The sequence below is a fragment of the Verrucomicrobiia bacterium genome (genome assembly GCA_019634625.1).
In the GTDB taxonomy this organism is placed as follows: Bacteria; Verrucomicrobiota; Verrucomicrobiia; order Limisphaerales; family CAIMTB01; genus CAIMTB01.
The window spans coordinates 163275-180842 of record JAHCBA010000010.1 but is presented as its reverse complement, the minus strand read 5'-3'; the positions used below and the strand labels follow the sequence as shown (position 1 = coordinate 180842).

Here is a 17568-nt window from a genome sequence, read left to right as displayed (position 1 = left end):
GCATTCATCGCCGAGCGATAAATTTGTTGGCGAACGCGAAGGCCACCGACCGCGGGCCGCTGAGGCAACCCTCGACACCAGGCGCGATCCCGCGGTTCGGTGCGCCGACTGGTTGGCCATCCGAGTAAGCTGCTCCCTATCTCTTCAAGACAATGATCGGACTGGCCTCCTCCGATGCCTTTAGGACCAGTGCTGCTTCCCATCCATCCTTCCCTGCCTCATTCAATGATGATATTAGGGCTGTCTGGCCCTGAAAGGACAGGGCTTTGTACTCCCATTGCTTTGGTACGGGCCGGACCGCAGCTCCAAGAACGGCGACCAATAGTGCTCCAGCAATGAAAGATGCGAAGATTCGTAACGCGTTGCCTTGTAGGATGGGATTGGGGTGTTTGCTCATGGGAATTTCCTAACGAGGTTGGTCAGCATGCAGCATACGATAGATGGAATAAACCGAGTTTCTGGTAAAGTTTCGGCCAACGATTCAGCTCACCGATGGCGGCCCCTCCCCCGCACCCGAATTGCCAACTCGCGTTGCGGGGCCGCCATTCGGTGCAGCGCCTGGTTGGGCTCTCGGTTCTTTGACCCTCTTGTCGAAGATGCATGCGTTGGCGAATTGCCTACCAAGATGGGTAACATCGATCTTCTTTCTTTTGAGATATATCTTCAAGCCATCCTGCTTTTCATAATGTTCTTTGAGTAACTTTACGCTTGGTGCGGTCTCGATTGTCTCGTAGACTTTATCATCTTTCAGTCGGGCCATGTTATCGATTTCAAGCAAGCCAAGCCGACAAAGATTATCCAGGTAGCTCGGCGTGAGATCAGGATACGCACATCCTGCTTCTGTTCCGATGAGACTTACGTTCTGATGGAGCACGCCATACCCATCATCTTTCATATGAAGTTGGATGTCGAGTAATGGTTTTGATTGTCCTGCGACAAATATCCTTAAGACGCGAGCCTCATCCGGACTCATGCTCTTCAAAATCTCTACAAATCCAGGGTGAGCTTCCCTTGCCGTCTTGCTGTCCAACGAAGTGGTGAGCAAGTTTGCATACATCTCTCGCAGATCAGGGTCATGTCCATTGTATTTCAGTGCCTCAAGGGCCGGCCCCGCAACGCTCGGGTTTGGTGACTGAATCTGTTCCGGCGGAACACCTTCTAGCTTCTCTGCCACTGTTTCTTGGACAAACTTCTTAATCTGGTCATAACCCCAGACAAGTCCTGCCAGAGGTTCTAAAGCTAAGTTAACGGCTTTTCCGACTGTCCCCAGAGCCTTACCTGCCTCCTTGGCAAGGGGCTGAAGCGCGTCCTCATAAATTGGGACCGCCATTGCAAGACCGGTAACAGAATCGATCGTCTGCTTAACTATACCACCTGGGGATGTGTTCTCATCTTCGCTCATGCTAATTTTCTGCCCAACGTCGAGGTGAGGGACCGGTGCCTGGCAGCGACCTCAAACCTCGAACCTAAACCCACCCCTCTCGCCTCGGTGGCAAGCCTCGCAGCGGGCACCGGTTCCCTCGACCGTCTGGTTGGGCACTCTCCTCATTTCATTGCACGCTGCCCCTCAATCCACTGAATCTGGCGTTCCAGGAGTTCCAGAGCTCCACCGTCATCCATGAATGACTCAGAATCCCACACCTGAAGATGGGAAATCACCGGCCTTTGGGGTTTAGTGTCCTCCAGGAATTGTATGATCTCATTCGCAAATTCCTGGGCCGCTACGATACCGAAGACTCCGAGTGCACCGTCTCCTGATGTATCCACCTGGATGTAGGTATATCTTCTTTCTGGTCGCTCAGAACGAAAGCGCCTCCAGTCGTTCTCGATCTTGTCGATGTGGCCCTGGACGAGGGCCATATGCTTCTCTTGCGATGTCGGAATGGCGCGCAGAGTCAAGAATAGCGCAACGAGGGCAGCGCAAATTGCCCCAGTAAACAATGTTAACCTCGAGAGGCGCATTGGAATTTTGCCCAACAGTGTTAATAAACGCAAAAGCACTGCGGTTTATCTGGAGGCGATTTCCTTGCGGTTTATCCGGAATCCTCGTTCGGCTCGGGCTTGACTTGGTGGCAGGCTATGTGGCTGCCTTGCAGGCGTCAAGGAGGGATTGCCGGTCCACGGATTCGCCAGGGTATGGCCCGATAAACCGCAAGAACTGCGCCTTCGGGGGGCGAAAAATCGACCGGATAAAGCGCAATGAAGCGGGTCGATTTTCCCGAATGGAGGGACGTTTTGGCGCACTCGCCGTTGTCCGAGCGAGATCGACGGTCGTACGAGATCGTCGTGAAATGGTTCCTCGGGTTTTGTCGGCGCGGGCGGGGCGAGGTGACGGTGCAATCCGCACGCGACTTCGTGGAGTGGGCGACGCAGCAAAAGGAGCGCGAACCTTGGCAGATCGAAGGATGGAAGGCCGCCTTGAATTGGTTTTTTCGTGAAGCGTCGAGGGCGGCTCGACCGGATGGATTTGTTGCGGGGCAGCCTTCGGTTCCGGAGGACACGGGTCCGGGGCCGGCCGAGGCGGGGTGCGATCGGTCCGCTTCCACGTCCGGCAACTCGGAGACGGAAGCGTGGGGCCCGAGCACGGAGGGGGCGACGTCGGTTGAGGGATTGGAACCGGAACAGGAACCCGAAGCGGAAGCGGGGACGGGACCACGCTGGAAAGTGGCGTTCCTGACCGAAGTTCGGCGACGGCACTACTCGTATCGAACGGAGCAGACCTACATGGTGTGGATCGCGCGTTTCGCCCGACATTTCCGAACGGACGATGTCGAGCGGTTGGGGGAGGCGGAGATCGGGGCGTTCCTGGACTCGATGGCGCTGAACGAGCGGCTCAGTGCGAGCAGTCAGCGGCAGGCGTTGAACGCGCTGGTGTTCCTGTTTCGCGAGGTGTTCGGGCGGGAGTTGGGCGACTTCTCCGACTACAGGCGGGCGAAGGTGCGTCCGCACCTGCCGGTGTGGCTGACGCGGGAGGAATTGGGTCGGTTGCTGGACCGCCTGGAAGAGCCTTGGAGACTGATGGCACAGGCGATGTACGGAAGCGGGCTTCGGCTAATGGAACTGCTGCGGTTGCGGGTGAAGGGGACCCCCAGGTCGAGTCGTGCGCCGGACGCGAGCGGAACGAATGGCCGGGGAGACGGGAAAACCGGCAGGTTGGGACACTTCGTGCCGGTCAATTCGCCGACGGGTTCGGTCATCGCGCGGAGGGTCCCATGGCGTCGCGGTTTCTCAAGCGGGAAGATGTGGGTTCTGTAAACAGATTGCAGGCCGACGAGACGCGAGAAGGGGATTCCCGGAGGCACTGCAAATAGTGCCAACGTCCCGTCCAGCACCGTCCGTGGGTGAAAAAAGCCCTGAAAATGTGGTTTTCTTGAGAGAAGAGGTGGTGGTAGGAGAAGGATTCGAATGGCCCAGCCTCATTCTTCGCCTTTCAGCTAAGTTCAGTAACTTGCTGCTACTGTGTGCGTTGTGCGGTGTCTGCCGAGGCAGGCAAGTGAACCAAAATGCACGGTCCTGAACAAAAGGTGTCAGCGTTTGTCAGCAGAGAAGGGCGTGTTGACAGTCATCGCACAGTCGTTGTCAGCAACCGCCAGAGAAGGTCGCCGTTGTCAGCAGCGGACTCCGTCGGTGGGGCTGTCACCGCGTTACGACCGCTTCCCCCTCATCAACGCTTTGATCTCGCGAAGCTCGGCCCGAACTGTTTGCAGGGGCAACCAGAGTGAAGCGTGCTCCGCGCGGGTAACGCCGCGTGGAGGTCCGCCACGACGGACGTTCAAGGCGATCCAACGTCGGGCGACATCGACGTTGTCGGTCGGCATCCCCCGGCGTCGGTAGCGAAGGATGGTGGAACGGTTGCAGGGCAGGGCACGGGCAAGCTGGGCGTCGGTCATGGCGGGGGGCACCTTATTGCAAATGCTTAGCAATAACGACTCGTGGGCGCTTTCTGCCCCGTATCCGGACCCGACCCTTAGGATTCCGGGGTAGAGGGTACCCCTCCCGCGCACGAATGGCGGCACGGGGGAATTGGGGGAATTGGGGAAACTAAAACCTCCCCAATTCCCCCATGAACTAACCGACATCGTCGGAAAGGTAGTAGGTGCCCTCGGCCTCCGACCGTTGGACCAGGACACCCTCTTGAGGTTGGTCCAGACAGAGCCGCACACCGGCCCCGCTGTCCTTGCCCTCGCTGGAAGTTCCGACGCCTGTACAGCACTTTTCTGAATTATGGGCGCCTGTCAGGGGAGGCTTGGTTCCCCCGGGGTTTCGGGGGGGTACGAGGGTGTCCCTGTGCGTTTCGCAGAAGAGTGTCACTTCCGCTGCCGGGGGTTGCCGGGGGTCTGCCGGGGGTGAAATTTTCCGACCCCCGGCAAACTGACACAGCAAAAACCCCTTATTTTATTATCTTTTTTGAGAAGAAGAAGAGAAAGAGAGAGTAGTTGCCGGGGGTGCCGGGGGTCTTCTGACCAAAACAGGCGGCGGATTTCCAGAGGTCGGTTTCGGGTCTGGCGGAAACGCCCGGAACCTTTTGGGTGCCAAACACCCCCGGCACCCCCGGCAGACTCATGCAACCATTTGCTGCCCAGAGCCTTAATCTGCCGGGGGTCACGAATTGTTACCCCCGGCTGCCGGGGGTCTGACCCCGGCAGATGCCATTTCCGCGTTGCGCTGGGCTTCCTCCTTCCTCCCGGTGCCGGGCAGGATGCAGTAATGCATCACGTCCTTACGATCTTTGGCCTTCGCGGCAGAGAAGATGCGCTCGAAGTGCGTCCAGTGAGTTTGTAAACGCTTTGCTACTTTGGAGGTCAACTGATCGACACGAAAAAGCTTGATGTCGGCGAGTTTGATCTTCTCGGCGATGCTGGCGGCGGTGCCGGTCAGACCCTTCTCAGGGATCTGATCGCGAATCAGACGAACAATGTCGTCACTTTCCAGGGCAAGCCGGGACTTGTCTGTTTCCGCATCCCGCAGGGCGAGGGTGGCTTCCCGCTCAAGGTTCAGGGCACGCCCGACCCTAACGGCAAGGTTCGCGAACTCCGGGTAGCGATGATTAAGTCCGCCTTCGACGGGCCTCTGATCCGCCATGGCCGCGGCCAGCGTCCAGACGAGATGCGAGAGGTAGGCGTCGCGCTTGGCCGATAGTTCGGCGAACAGTTCGGCCTTGCCCAAGGTCGAATCCCGACGTCGCATCTTCACCACCACCAGCCGGTCGGACACGTTCGCGTCCCCCGCGAAGAGCGGAGTTGCCGATGTCAGGACGATGCCCCCGCGGCTTCGCAGGCGCACCTTGCCCTTGTCTGTGTAGAGTTGGCGTTTGTGTTGCTCCCCGCCGGTGCTGACCGACGCCAGCCAGTCGCAGAACCAAGGGATCGTGGAGTCGGCATTATCCAGCAGCGCGATGCCGCCCCCTTCCACCGTCACCATGACGTCGTTTTTTTGCAGGGATCGGTCGATGGTGAGGATCGAAGACACGCCAAGGAGCAACCGCTGCAACCCCTCGCCAAACGGTGTCTTGCCGCTGCCGCCGTCGCCGACTACGGCCAAGGGAGGACGCTCGCCGCACGCCGGAAGACAGTAAGTCCAGAGTTGGGCAATCAACCGTCCGCGGGCGCAGTCGTCAGCCAGACTTGCGTCACGAAACAACGGGCAATCCTCGAATGGGTTCAGCGCGTCTGCTTCAGCGACCAGCAACCAAGGTTGGCAGCATTGATCCGGCAAAAACAGGACGCCATCGGTGCCGTTGTCCACAACTTTGGCAGCGTCCGGTGAAATGCGCACAATCTGTCCGGGGCCATTGCTGACATAGACAACCTCGCCGCGTGTCGCCCAGTAGGCTTCCGTTTTTATCGGCTTGCCGTTTTGAAGGGCGCAATACTCAACGGCCTTGATAACTTGTGGCCAATAGTTGCTGCCAGGGAACACGCCGCTGTAGTCGGCGAGCCACGCCTTGAAGGTGTCGTCCGCAAGAGAGTGAAGCTGGCGCACGCTATACTGAAACCAGAGACACGACTTGAAGTTCGGATGCTCGGCGGACCGATAGAAGGTCCCGCCCTGCTTGAGTGCGTGGATGACTGCGGTGCCAATTAGGACGCCCTTCGGTCCGTCGTCGTCAGCGGACAGGATGCGTCCGATCTCCGCACGCAGAGCATCGCGAATCGGTGTCTTCGACTTTGCTGGAACCGCTGTCGCCGCCTTGGCCTCGCCGTTCATTCGGCACCCCCGTTCCGGAGCGCGATGGCATACCCTCGCTTTTCCTCAGTTCCGATTCGCGAACGAAGCTCTCGGTTCGTTTCGGCAATTTCGGCGGCGCACGACGTATGGAAGCACGACACGGACGGCACCCCCGACAGGACAACGCGGCAATCGTCGTCTTTGTCCGCGTGGGTGTGCTTGTCGGCACCGGGGCAAATGAAATAACCGGTGACGGCGTCGACCCATTCGATTTCTCCGAGGACGCGCTCGGCAACGTGCTGGCGCAAATCTGCCTGCCATGCCGGTAAGGGGCTGTCTTGCCCGGTAATTCCGGAGTGGCGGCGGCGGTGACAAACATTCGTTCTCTCCGGCTTCAACGGCTGCAATAAGTCGTCCGGCACCATCAGCCTTGCGCCGTCAGGCCGAAACCACGCTTCGGAGTCCCCAGCCAAAAACGACAGGCGGGAATAATCGTGCTGTGCCTTGTCAATACAGTCCCCCAGCGATTCGCGGATGAGTCGGCACGCGTGCAGCGTGTAGACGTCGTGAAGGAGCGGGTCGGTGCTGGCGTACCGCGCAACGGCCTTCACCCCGCGACCGGACGGAGATACGTAAGCGAGGACTATCCACGGGAGCCGCATCAAGGCGACTCGGGTCGCGGCGGGGTCCATTAATCCCTTGTCGATGTCGAGCGGACCAAGACCGGAATAATCGACGAGGGCAGCCTTTGCCTTTGCGCGGTGGCGGAAGATGCCGCCGAAGGTGACGGCGGGCAGCCTGCATTTTGCCCGGTCGAATGCGTCCTTGCCTTGCGCGGCTAGAATGCAGCGGAGGGCTTGGGTCTGCTCCTTCATGCCGGGATCGCTCTGGATGCAGGCGAAAACCTCCGGTAGAGTCTGGACGGCGATTGGATGCGGGTGCACGCCGGCAAAGACGCTGACCCGCTCTCGAAAGTTGAAGTCCATAAGGTGAGTTGCCGCCGTGCGGGAGTCGGACCCCACGGCGGCTTTTTTATTTTGGAGCGGTGCTGTCGGCCTAATCGTCGTCGCTGGTCGGAGGCGGTGTCGCAGTCCGCCTAGACGTGGGGGGCGAAGGGGGAGGCATTCGGACGCCGCGTCGAGTCGGGACACCCTCTTGGTGTGTCTCTGGCGGTGCTGCGTCGGAATAAAGACGCCGCTTCTCCGATACCCGTGACGGCGCTGGCTTTGACGAGGGTTTCGCTGCTGCTGCTGGCGGTGGGGTCTCTACCGCTTCGAGGCGGATGCCCTCAGTAGCGACACCGTTCATCTCCGTCGCCTCGATCCAGAGGTTGACCCGCTGCCCGATCCAGCCATCGGTATCGTCTCCGAACGCGTCGGACAAGGCGTTGAGGTTGCCCCTGTTGAGCACGAGAGCGCGGACGTCCTCGTGCCAGTGCAGGACGAGCTTGAGCTTTTCAAGGCGCACTTCCGAGACGCTGGCGACGGTGACGGTGAGAACGTCCGCCTGTGCCTCATCGAGATGTCGGCGGAGGTCGGCAGAGTTGAGGTAGGAATTTCGATAATCAGAGGCTTTGAATCCCATAATAGTAGTTTGTGCGTTGTGGACGTTTACTTGGAGAGTGCAGCCAATACGGTCGACCACCGGAACCGGAGGGAACGACCGACGCGCATGCAGGGGAGCCTGCCGTCCCGGATCATGGCTAGGACGTGACGCTCGGAGATGCCGAGGCGGGAGGCCAGGGCAGGGGTATTAAGGATTTCGTCGCCGTCTGGAATGCCGACGGTGACAACTTTGGGAGTGGGAGTGGGAGGGGAGTGAATCGGTGCAGGAATGCTCATGGCACCCCCACGCATATCAGGAGAGAGCCGTTCCCTGCCTACCGGGTTTAATTGGAAAAAGCGGGCGGATTGAATTACGCCCGCTTCGCCCGAATTGCGCCCGCCCCGGCTTTCTTGAGGTCCCGCACCTTTCTGTTGAAGGAGTCCGTCTTGACCGGCAGTTCCGTCAGCCTCAACTCTCGCAGCACCGTCGCCTGAAAGTCCTTCTCGGATTGGTCGGGAAACTGCCGCAGGACACGGGCAACCTCCCCCCAGATCGGCTTGGGCTTTGCGCCGGGCTTCTTCGGGTTGTTGGTCGATGGTTTTTCAACAACCTCGGGCGACTTTCCGGACTGAACCAATTCCTTCGCTGTCTCCTTCGCCGCCTCGGGAACGACTCGAACCTCAAAATTTCCGTTGGACGGCGGAGGCCAAAAGGGATGGTCCGCATTCACGCCGCTGCCTCCAAGCTCACGACGCTCGCGGGTACAGCCGGACGGACACCAAACCACGCCTCGCCCTGCTGGTGGGTCCACCTCGCCGAGTAGGTGACGCTGATTTGCCTCGGCGAGTTTCCGGCCCAGAGGCTGACCTTCGCGGCGTCTTCCGTCGTCGCCATCAAGGCCGAGATGCAGGAGTGCCGGAGACAATTCTTGCGGTACTGCACCCCTGCTGCCTTGGCGATCACCGGCAGGCGGTGCGCCAGCTTGTTGCCATCCGGATCGGGCTGGTCTGGCCATACGGGACCGGATTCCTTGGCGATGTCGGCGAGCCATCCGATTGCGGCGTCAGGGATCGGGGCGTTTCGACGCACGGATAGCTTGGCGATGCCCGCGTTGACGATGACGACGCGTTCGGCGAGGCGCACGTCGCGCCAGTCGAGGCGGGCAACCTCGGCGGTGCGGAGGGGAACGAAGGCGAGCAGCACGAGGGCAGGCAGCTCCCCCGGTGTCGAGGCGCTGAACAGCTTGAGCAGTTCGTCCGGCGTCAGCGTGGCGCTGTCGGCGACGACGACCTTGGGCGGTTCAACATCGGCAATTTCCAAGGCGTGTTCGCGTGCGATCCATTTTTGGCTGGCGGCGAAATTGTAGAGCCGGACGACGAGACCCCGGATGCCCTGCTGCGTCTTGGGCTTCACTCCCAGGCCGCGCAGCCAGTCCCGGAGGATGGGGCCGGACACGTCGTCGAGGGCGCTGCCGCCGAAGTCGTCCCCGAACCGTTTCAGGCTGTTCTTGGCGGTGCGCTGGTAGGCGACGCTCAAGCCTTGCGCTGACAATTCTGTCAGCAATGCCTCGACGGCTTCCTTGATGGGCTTGCGGACCGTGGTGCGGTGCCGCTTAGCGTAATCGGCCGCAGCCGTCCGCAGGCTGACGCCCAGAGGGCCGAGGATGGCCGTGGCGGCGCTGAAATCCTCGGACTCGGACGCCGAGAGGGTGCGGACGTGGGAACGTTGCCCGACCAGTTGCGCGGCCTGCTGGCGGGCGTACTGCGCGGCTTCGCCCTTGTCGGCGAAGGTTTTCCGCTGCCTGCCTCGGGGGCTGTACCAGCAAACCTGCCATTGCCTTTCGCGGAGGGGGTAGACCTTGACCGCCACGGACCCTCGGGAGACCTCGAACGCCGTCCTGCCTTCATCGCTGTTCAGTTCCATGGGGCGGGACTGTCAGCAATTTGTCAGCGTTCGTCAATTTTCCTCAAAAACCCCTGAAAAACGTGGTGGTAGGAGAAGGATTCGAACCTTCGTAGGGCGTTAGCCCGGCAGATTTACAGTCTGCTCCGATTGACCGCTCCGGCATCCTACCGATCCATCCCTCCGGAATCCGGCGGGGAGGGCACTATAGGCGGGGAACGGTGCACCTTGTCAACCCGGGGCGGCTTCCCTACGGTGCAGGGGTGTTCGATTCGCTGAGCAAGAAGTTGCAGAAGGTGTTTCGGGATCTGCGGGGTCTGGGCCGGATCTCCGAAACCAACATTTCCGAGTCGCTGCGCGAGGTGCGGATGGCGCTGCTGGATGCGGACGTGAACTTCAAGGTGGCGCGCGATTTCATCGAGGCGGTGAAGTCGAAGGCGGTGGGCCAGGAGGTGATCCAGAGCATCAAGCCCGGCGAGCAGGTGGTGAAGATCATCCATGACGAGCTGGTGTCGCTGCTGGGATCGAACCACAGCGGGCTCGGGTCGTCGCGCCAGCCGTCGTGCATTCTGATGGTGGGGCTGCACGGGTCGGGGAAGACGACGTCGAGCGGGAAGCTGGGGAGGTTGCTGGCGCGGGAAGGTCGCAAGGTGCTGCTGGTGGCGGCGGACGTGTACCGTCCGGCGGCGATGGATCAGCTGGAGACGCTGGGGCGCCAGGTGGAATTGCCGGTGCTGGCGATGCGGGGGGAGACGGATGTGATCCGGATTGCGCGGCGGGCGCTGGACCAGGCACGGGAGGAGGGGCTTACCACGGTGGTGTTCGACACGGCGGGGCGATTGCAGATCGACGAGCCGCTGGTGCAGGAGCTGGTGCGGTTGAAGAAGGAGGTGCATCCGGAGGAGATCCTGCTGGTGCTCGATGCGGCCACGGGTCAGGAGGCGGTGAATGTGGCGCAGCACTTCGACAAGGCGCTGGGGGTGACGGGCGCGATTCTGACCAAGCTGGACGGCGACGCACGGGGCGGGGCGGCGTTGAGCTTCAAATCGGTGACCGGCAAGCCCATCAAGTTCGTGGGAGTGGGCGAGAAGCTCGACGATTTCGAGTCGTTCCACCCGGAGCGGATGGCGTCGCGGATCCTGGGGATGGGGGATGTGGTCAGTCTGGTGGAGCGGGCGGCGGAGGCGGTGGATCTCGACGAGGCGGCGAAGCTCGAGGAGAAGATGCGGCGCGGCCAGTTCACGCTGGACGACATGCTGGAGCAGATGCGGGCGATGAAGAAGATGGGTCCGCTCGAGAATCTGGTGAAGATGCTGCCGGGCGGTTCGGACATGATGCAGGGGGACTCGTTGTCGAAGGGGGAACGGGAGATGCGCCGGATGGAGGGGATCATCTGTTCGATGACGGCGCTGGAGCGGCGGAATCCGAATGTGCTCAATGCGAAGCGGCGCCAGCGGATCGCGCGGGGCAGCGGGACGCAGGTGTCGGAGGTGAACAGCCTGCTCAACCGGTTCGCGCAGATGCAGCAGATGATGAAGAAGATGGGGAAGTTCCAGAAGATGATCTCGAAGATGGGCGGCGGTCTGCCGGGGATGGGGGGCATGGGAGGCCTGGGCGGCGGGATTCCGGGGATGGGCGGGGGATTCCCGCGGTTGCCCCGGTGAAGGGTGCCGGGACGGAAGGCGGAAGGCGGAAGGCGGAGGGCGGAGCAGCGGTTGCCATGAACTCACCGGTGCGCCATGGCGGGGGCGGAGACAGTTCCCGCGGAACGGGGCTGGAGCCGGCGAACCGATTCGAGGAGATCCGGTACGAACCCGACCCGGATTCGGATCTCGACCCGCGGGAGGCGCCGGAACGGCGGACGCAGTTCCTGCGGGACCTGTCGGTGAGCGTGATCAGCCGCAATGACAGCCCGGACATTCCGTTCCGGGTGAGTCTCAATCCCTACCGCGGCTGCGAACATGGCTGCGTGTATTGCTATGCGCGGCCGACCCACGAGTATCTCGGGTTCTCGGCGGGACTGGACTTCGAGTCGCGGATCCTGGTGAAGGAACGGGCGCCGGAACTTCTGCGGGGCGAACTTTCGGCGTCCTCATGGGTTCCGCAGTGGATGGCGCTCAGCGGCGTCACGGACGCCTACCAGCCGATCGAACGGCGGCTGGGTCTGACGCGGCGTTGTCTCGAAGTGCTGGTCGAGTTCCGGCAGCCGGTGGGGATCGTGACGAAGAACGCGCTGGTGAGCCGGGATCGGGACCTGCTGGCGCAGCTGGCCCGGTACGACGCCGCGAGTGTGGCGGTGTCGCTGACCACGCTGGACCCGGATTTGCGCCGGGTGCTGGAGCCGCGCACGTCGCCTCCGGCGGCACGATTGAAGGCGATCGGTGAACTGGCGGCGGCGGGGGTGCCGGTGGGGGTGATGATTGCGCCGGTGATACCGGCGGTGAACGACCATGAGATACCGGGTCTGCTGGAGGCGGCGAAGCTGGCCGGGGCGTGCTTTGCGAGTTACACGCTGGTGCGGCTGCCCCACGCGGTGAAGGAGCTGTTTTCGGACTGGCTGGCGCGGCATTTTCCGGATCGCCGGGAGAAGGTGCTGCACCGGTTGGAGGCGATGCGGGGGGGGCGCCTCAACGATCCGCGGTTCGGTTCGCGGCTGCGGGGCGAAGGGATGTTCGCGTACCAGATCCAGCAGTTGTTCCAGGCGGCGCGACGCCGTTCGGGCCTGGAGGAACACGGGCCGAGGCTGGATGCGGGGTCATTCCGGCGCCCGGGCGGGACGCAGTTGCGGTTGCTGTGAGGACGGGGAGGTGTGCGGGGCAGGGGCGCCGGGTGCCGGGGAGAGATTACGCCTCGGGGGTGACGCCGAGGACGATGTCGAAGCGGGCTTGGAGTTCACCGGCTGGGGAGCCGGGAAGGGGCGCGAACGCCACGGTGACGGCGTCCCGCTGACGCGCGTCGCTCAGATTGCGCCAGATGCCGTCCTTCTCATTGGCGGGTTCGCCCCGGACGTAGCATTGGGTGGTGAATTTGGGCTGGCCGGTCCGCTTCACCGCGACATGGATGTGCGGGGTACGGCCGGGGTAAGGGACGGGCTTGATGGTGCGGAACAGGTATTCGCCGGTGGACCCGGTAAGGAAGCGCCCGAAGCCCTGGAAGTGCGGGTCGATCTTCTGGCGGTCACCGCCGCGGGAATGGAGGTACACGCCGTGGGCATCGCACTGCCAGATCTCGACGGTGGCGTTGCGGAGTGGATGTCCGCGGGCATCGAGGACGCGACCGCTGAGCCAGGTGATCTCGCCGGAGGCCGGGGTCAGGGTGTCGTTGAGGATCAGAAGATCGTTGTCGGTGTCGAGCGGCAGCCGGTCGGGGTAGAACGGTCCTTCGGTCTGGGCAGGGGTGAGGGTGAGGAGTTCGGCATAGGCTCCGGGTGCGGCGGCGAGGAGGGCGGCGCCGAGGGTGCGGCTCAGGAATCGACGACGATCAGGAAGCGTGATGCGCGGGGTCATGAGTGCTGATGAAAGACCTGGGGCGTCGGGGAAGCAAGCCGGGTTTGGGCGGGCGGGGTGCAGGCGGTGCATGCCGGAGTTGTGGGTGAGGAGGCAGCGAATCGGAGGGACGGGCTCTGCGAATCCTCAACCCCATGCGCCACACCGTTGCGGCCTCGTGGAACCCCGCCCTCCGAAGCGCCGCGTGGCGGAGTTCGCACCTCTCCCCGCAACTCCGGGAGGCACGGGGGTGAAGGGAGGGGGGGGGTTAAGATCAAGATCAAGATTAAGATTAAGATTAAGATTAAGATTAAGATTAAGATTAAGATTAAGATTAAGATTAAGATTAAGATTAAGATTAGGTGCAGGGGGGGGGTTGTTCCAGGAGCAGGGGATGGGTGCGGGTTCAGACATCGCAGATCCAGGCGGCGTGGCGGAGGGCGAGGGCGCGATCGGGCCAGGTGGGAATGAATTCCTGGGCGACGTAGCCGGAGTAGCCGAGATCGAGGAGGGCGCGGAGGACGGCGGGGTAGTTGACCTCCTGGGTGGCGTCGAGTTCGGCGCGGCCGGGGACGCCGGCGGTGTGGACATGGCCGATGAGGTCCCGAAGCTGGCGCATCCGGCGGATGACATCGCCGTGCATGATCTGGACGTGGTAGATGTCGAAGAGGAGTTTCATCCGGGGCGAATCGACGCGGCGGATGAGATCGGCGCAACGATCGACATCGTCCCCGAAGTATCCCGGGTGTCCTTTCATGGGGTGGGAATCGTCGCGGCTGTTGAGATGTTCGAGGCAGAGATCGACGCCGGCGGCCTCGGCGTGGGGGATGATCTCCTTCCAGGCCTCGACGCAATGGCGGGCGCCGGCGTCGTCGGAGATGCCGGGTTCCCGCATGCCGGTGAACGTGATCACCCGCGGGCAGCGAACCTGGACGGCGAGATCGATGGCTTCGCGAAGACGGGTCACAACGTGTTCCCGGTGGGCGGGGTTGAAGGGGCCGCGGGCGAAGCCGTGACTGCCGACGAGGGAGATTTCGAGGCCGAGGTCGCGGATCTCCGGATAGTGGCGGGCGTCGATGCCTTCCATGGCGACGAGGCCGATGTCGCGGCAGAGGCGGGCGAGTTCGAGGGTGGGCATGGGATTATAGGTCCAGCCCATGATGGATTGGCGGATGCGCCCATGCCGGATGCGGAAGGCGGGATCCACGGTGTCCTCCGGTCGCGGTCCTGGCCGAGGTTCGGCGGCGCGGGTTGGGGTGGTGGAGCGGGCGACGGTGGCGGCGGCGGCGGCGGTGTGGGCAAGCCAGGCGCGGCGGGTGAGGGGGGATCGCGGATCGGGCATGGGTGAATTGTCAGGATTTCTGCAACCGGGGCAATGGGAAGCTGGTGGTGGTGCGGTTGGGCGAAGCGGATTGGAGCGATGGGATGCGGACTCGCGGAGCTCGTCCCTCCGAAGGAGGAGCTGGGGGGGGATCGTCTCTGCGAAGGTTGAAGAGAGAACGCGGTTGGCGTGGAGCGGGGTGTCCCGCACACTGGCGCTGCAGAAACCCTGAGAAGAAAGGAAGGCCATGTCCGGAATGTTGATTGTGTTGTTGGTGCTGGGGCTGGGGGTGTTGGTGGTGGGCGGGTGGGTGATCTCGACCTACAACCGCCTGATCAGTCTCGGCAACCGGTTCAAGAACAGCTACGCGCAGATCGATGTGCAGCTCAAACGGCGGTACGACCTGATTCCCAACCTGGTCGAGACGGCCAAGGGTTACCTGGCCCACGAGCGGGGCACGCTGGAGGCGGTGATCGCGGCGCGGAATGCGGCGGCGTCGGCCAACGCCAAGGCCGCCGAGAATCCGGGTGACGCCTCGGCGGTGAAGGCGGTGGCGGGGGCGGAGACGGCCCTGACCGGGGCCTTGGGGCGCTTCTTCGCGTTGGCGGAGGCCTATCCGGATCTCAAGGCGAACCAGACGATGGCCAGCCTGATGGAGGAACTGACCAGCACCGAGAACAAGGTTTCGTTCGCCCGGCAGGCCTACAACGACTCGGTCATGAGCTTCAACACCGCCCGGGAGATGTTCCCGACCAACGTCGTGGCGGGCGTGTTCAACTTCGGTCCGGCGGAGCTGTTCACCGTCGAGCGTGCCGAGGAACGGCAGGCGCCGAAGGTGTCGTTCTCCTGAGGGACGGAGGGCGGAAGGCAGAGGGCAGAGGACGGAAGGGTGGGTGTTGCATGGATTTCTTCGGGCAACAGGACCGGGCGCACCGCCAGACGCGGCGGTTGCTGGTGTATTTCGTCATGGCGGTGGTGCTGACGATGGCGCTGCTGTACGGGGCAGCGGCGCTGATCTTCCTGGGGCCGGAGGAGATTCTGGGCGGGGACTGGCGGCGGGCATGGGATGCGGAGCTGTTTCTCTGGGTGACGGTGGGGACGCTCGGGGTGGTGTTTCTGGGGATGGCGCAGAAGATGTGGGAACTGTCGCGGGGCGGCAGCGCGGTGGCGGTGGCGCTGGGCGGGCGTCCGGCGGATCCGCAGTCACGGGATCCCCTGGAGCGGCGGCTGTGGAATGTGGTGGAGGAGATGGCGATCGCCTCGGGGTTGCCGGTGCCGGACGTTTATGTGCTGGAGCATGAGGAGGGGATCAACGCGTTCGCGGCCGGGTTGACCACCAGCGACGCGGTGGTGGGGGTGACGCGCGGATGCATGCGGTTGCTCACGCGCGACGAGCTGCAGGGGGTCATCGCGCATGAGTTCAGTCATGTGGCCAACGGCGACATGCGGCTGAACCTTCGGCTGATGGGGATTGTTCACGGACTGCTGGGTCTGGCGATGCTGGGGCAGTTCCTGCTCCGGATTTCGTTTTACACGGGCGGGCGCGGGCGATCTTCGAGCAGCGGGGGAGGCAAGGGGGGTGCGAATCCGATTCCCCTGCTGGGGCTGGCGCTGCTGGTGGCGGGGGGGATTGGTCTGTTCTTCGGGCGGCTGATCAAGAGCGCGGTGTCGCGTCAGCGGGAGTTCCTTGCGGACGCGGCGGCGGTGCAGTTCACGCGCAATCCGGACGGTCTGGTGGGGGCGCTGAAGAAGATCGGCGGATTTGTGCAGGGGGCGCGACTGTCCAACCCACGGGCGGAGGAGGCGAGTCATCTGATGTTCGGCAACGGTCTGGCGCCGTCGTGGATTTCGGCGTTGTCCACGCACCCGCCGTTGGTGGATCGCATCCGGGTCTGGGAGCCGAACTTCGACGGGAAGTTCAGCCGGGTGACCTTTCCCGAACCCGATGCGCCGCCACCCTTGCCGCCCGGGGTCCGGTCAGCCCGGCGCGCGAATCAGGGCGCGGTCGGGGGCGCGGTCGGGGGCGCGGGGCTGCCGCCGTTCACCCACGGTATGGTGCTGGCGGGTGCGGCGGTGATGGGTGCGGGGGAGGTGGTGCGGCAGGCGGGCCGGGTGACGCCCGCCCACCTGCAGTGGGCTTCGGATCTGATCCGGGCGATGCCCGAGGCGTTGCGGGAGGCCAGTCACGATCCCATGGGGGCGGAGGCCCTGGTGTACGGGTTGCTCTTGGGCGAGGCGCCGGGGGCGCGCATCGAGGGGCTCAAGGGATGGCGGGATGCGATGCCTCCGGGGGTGGCCATGGAACTGGACCGGTTGCTGCCGGAACTGGACCGGCTGGAGGCCTCGGCGCGGCTGCCGTTGGTCGAGTTGTGCCTGCCAAGCCTGCGCCGGTTGTCTCCGGACCAATACGCCGGTTTCGAACGGCTGTTGCGGCAGTTGATTGAGGCGGATCAGCAGATGGACCTGTTCGAGTACGCGCTGGACAAGATGCTGCGACGGCATCTGGCGCCGCATTTCGGGGCGAAGCCGGGGCGCGTGACCCAGTATCACGCCTTGAACCCGCTGCTGCCGGATTGTGCGGTGGTGCTGTCGGTTCTGGCCCGGGTCGGGCACGACTCGCCGGAGGCGGTTCAGGCGGCGTTTCTGGACGGGATGCGGGCGCTTGGGGTGGATGCCGTGGCGTCAGGGATCCGGGTCGAGGAGAAGGCGGGGTTGTCCGAGGTGGAGGTGGCGCTCGACCGGCTGGGACTGGCATCACCGCCGATCCGGGGCCGGGTGCTCAACGCCTGTGCTCAGGCGGTGGCTTCGGATGGGCAGATTTCCCAGCGGGAGGGGGAGTTGCTGCGGGCCATCGCGGACACGTTGGATTGTCCATTACCGCCGTTCCTCGGGGGGCGCCCGGCGGCGACGGAGGGCGGATCCTGAGGGGAAGGCGAGACGCGCCAGGGGACCGGGCGCTGCTGCCCCTTGGAGACGGGGGCGAGGCCTGGAAGGGCCGGGATCCCTCAAGGCCGGGTTTCACGAGGCTCAAGGGGAATGGAGTTCCAGCACGTCCTCAAGCCCATCGGTTTCGTCGAGATGGATTCTGCGTGGACGGCATCCGGAGACAAGCGGGAACGGGACGTCTTCGGCGTTGCAGCGTCTCTT

The 17568-nt window shown here is 63.2% G+C and carries 15 protein-coding genes and 1 tRNA gene; 5 read left to right on the top strand and 11 right to left on the bottom strand.

The window, feature by feature from the left end:
• Positions 1-481: 481 nt before the first annotated feature.
• Together KF833_08520 and KF833_08515 are read right to left on the bottom strand one after the other, a co-directional pair.
• Positions 482-1402, bottom strand: a complete 921-nt coding sequence (locus tag KF833_08520; GenBank protein MBX3745342.1) for a DUF4393 domain-containing protein — start codon at positions 1400-1402, stop codon at positions 482-484.
• A 143-nt stretch (positions 1403-1545) separates the two neighbouring features.
• On the bottom strand, positions 1546-1860 hold the full coding sequence (locus KF833_08515) for a hypothetical protein (GenBank protein MBX3745341.1): 315 nt from the start codon (positions 1858-1860) through the stop codon (positions 1546-1548).
• 426 nt (positions 1861-2286) lie between these two features.
• On the opposite strand from KF833_08515, the gene KF833_08510 reads away from it, so the two are divergent.
• Positions 2287-3255 (top strand): phage integrase N-terminal SAM-like domain-containing protein, encoded by a 969-nt coding sequence (locus KF833_08510; GenBank protein MBX3745340.1) that lies wholly within the window; start codon positions 2287-2289, stop codon positions 3253-3255.
• 1347 nt (positions 3256-4602) lie between these two features.
• Here KF833_08510 and KF833_08505 read toward each other — a convergent pair.
• The 7 genes from KF833_08505 to KF833_08475 form a co-directional block, all read right to left on the bottom strand.
• A complete protein-coding gene (locus KF833_08505) occupies positions 4603-6207 on the bottom strand; it encodes a hypothetical protein (protein ID MBX3745339.1) in 1605 nt (534 codons plus the stop codon).
• Positions 6204-7154 carry a hypothetical protein gene (locus tag KF833_08500; protein ID MBX3745338.1) on the bottom strand — a complete coding sequence of 317 codons (951 nt, stop codon included), beginning with the start codon at positions 7152-7154 and terminating at the stop codon, positions 6204-6206. Before KF833_08500 ends, KF833_08505 begins: the two co-directional genes overlap by 4 nt.
• A gap of 70 nt (positions 7155-7224) precedes the next feature.
• On the bottom strand, positions 7225-7752 hold the full coding sequence (locus KF833_08495) for a hypothetical protein (protein MBX3745337.1): 528 nt from the start codon (positions 7750-7752) through the stop codon (positions 7225-7227).
• 26 nt (positions 7753-7778) lie between these two features.
• The gene (locus tag KF833_08490; GenBank protein MBX3745336.1) at positions 7779-8009 is read right to left on the bottom strand and encodes a helix-turn-helix domain-containing protein; all 231 of its coding nucleotides are present in this window, start codon (positions 8007-8009) and stop codon (positions 7779-7781) included.
• Between the two features lie 74 nt (positions 8010-8083).
• On the bottom strand, positions 8084-8443 hold the full coding sequence (locus tag KF833_08485; GenBank protein MBX3745335.1) for a hypothetical protein: 360 nt from the start codon (positions 8441-8443) through the stop codon (positions 8084-8086).
• Positions 8440-9636 (bottom strand): site-specific integrase, encoded by a 1197-nt coding sequence (locus KF833_08480; protein MBX3745334.1) that lies wholly within the window; start codon positions 9634-9636, stop codon positions 8440-8442. Before KF833_08480 ends, KF833_08485 begins: the two co-directional genes overlap by 4 nt.
• 63 nt (positions 9637-9699) lie before the next feature.
• Positions 9700-9787, bottom strand: a tRNA-Tyr gene (locus KF833_08475).
• A gap of 91 nt (positions 9788-9878) precedes the next feature.
• On the opposite strand from KF833_08475, the gene ffh reads away from it, so the two are divergent.
• Positions 9879-11279, top strand: coding sequence for a signal recognition particle protein (gene ffh / locus KF833_08470; protein ID MBX3745333.1), 1401 nt, complete (start codon positions 9879-9881; stop codon positions 11277-11279).
• Positions 11280-11335: 56 nt separating this feature from the next.
• Positions 11336-12412 (top strand): PA0069 family radical SAM protein, encoded by a 1077-nt coding sequence (locus KF833_08465; GenBank protein ID MBX3745332.1) that lies wholly within the window; start codon positions 11336-11338, stop codon positions 12410-12412.
• Between the two features lie 46 nt (positions 12413-12458).
• Here KF833_08465 and KF833_08460 read toward each other — a convergent pair whose 3' ends face one another.
• The gene (locus KF833_08460; protein MBX3745331.1) at positions 12459-13121 is read right to left on the bottom strand and encodes an intradiol ring-cleavage dioxygenase; all 663 of its coding nucleotides are present in this window, start codon (positions 13119-13121) and stop codon (positions 12459-12461) included.
• Between the two features lie 385 nt (positions 13122-13506).
• Complete coding sequence (locus KF833_08455) at positions 13507-14259, bottom strand: TIM barrel protein (GenBank protein MBX3745330.1); 753 nt, start codon at positions 14257-14259, stop codon at positions 13507-13509.
• Positions 14260-14677: 418 nt separating this feature from the next.
• On the opposite strand from KF833_08455, the gene KF833_08450 reads away from it, so the two are divergent.
• Together KF833_08450 and KF833_08445 are read left to right on the top strand one after the other, a co-directional pair.
• Complete coding sequence (locus KF833_08450) at positions 14678-15271, top strand: LemA family protein (protein MBX3745329.1); 594 nt, start codon at positions 14678-14680, stop codon at positions 15269-15271.
• A gap of 50 nt (positions 15272-15321) precedes the next feature.
• Positions 15322-17346 carry a M48 family metallopeptidase gene (locus KF833_08445; GenBank protein ID MBX3745328.1) on the top strand — a complete coding sequence of 675 codons (2025 nt, stop codon included), beginning with the start codon at positions 15322-15324 and terminating at the stop codon, positions 17344-17346.
• Positions 17347-17568 lie beyond the last annotated feature (222 nt).

Bases quoted from the DNA above. Each gene is read 5' to 3' on its own strand.
- KF833_08520 (MBX3745342.1), bottom strand. From the start codon at position 1,402: ATGAGCGAAGATGAGAACACATCCCCAGGTGGTATAGTTAAGCAGACG.
- KF833_08515 (MBX3745341.1), bottom strand. From the start codon at position 1,860: ATGGCCCTCGTCCAGGGCCACATCGACAAGATCGAGAACGACTGGAGG.
- KF833_08505 (MBX3745339.1), bottom strand. From the start codon at position 6,207: ATGAACGGCGAGGCCAAGGCGGCGACAGCGGTTCCAGCAAAGTCGAAG.
- KF833_08500 (MBX3745338.1), bottom strand. From the start codon at position 7,154: ATGGACTTCAACTTTCGAGAGCGGGTCAGCGTCTTTGCCGGCGTGCAC.
- KF833_08495 (MBX3745337.1), bottom strand. From the start codon at position 7,752: ATGGGATTCAAAGCCTCTGATTATCGAAATTCCTACCTCAACTCTGCC.
- KF833_08490 (MBX3745336.1), bottom strand. From the start codon at position 8,009: ATGAGCATTCCTGCACCGATTCACTCCCCTCCCACTCCCACTCCCAAA.
- KF833_08480 (MBX3745334.1), bottom strand. From the start codon at position 9,636: ATGGAACTGAACAGCGATGAAGGCAGGACGGCGTTCGAGGTCTCCCGA.
- KF833_08465 (MBX3745332.1), top strand. From the start codon at position 11,336: ATGAACTCACCGGTGCGCCATGGCGGGGGCGGAGACAGTTCCCGCGGA.
- KF833_08460 (MBX3745331.1), bottom strand. From the start codon at position 13,121: ATGACCCCGCGCATCACGCTTCCTGATCGTCGTCGATTCCTGAGCCGC.
- KF833_08455 (MBX3745330.1), bottom strand. From the start codon at position 14,259: ATGGGCTGGACCTATAATCCCATGCCCACCCTCGAACTCGCCCGCCTC.
- KF833_08450 (MBX3745329.1), top strand. From the start codon at position 14,678: ATGTTGATTGTGTTGTTGGTGCTGGGGCTGGGGGTGTTGGTGGTGGGC.
- KF833_08445 (MBX3745328.1), top strand. From the start codon at position 15,322: ATGGATTTCTTCGGGCAACAGGACCGGGCGCACCGCCAGACGCGGCGG.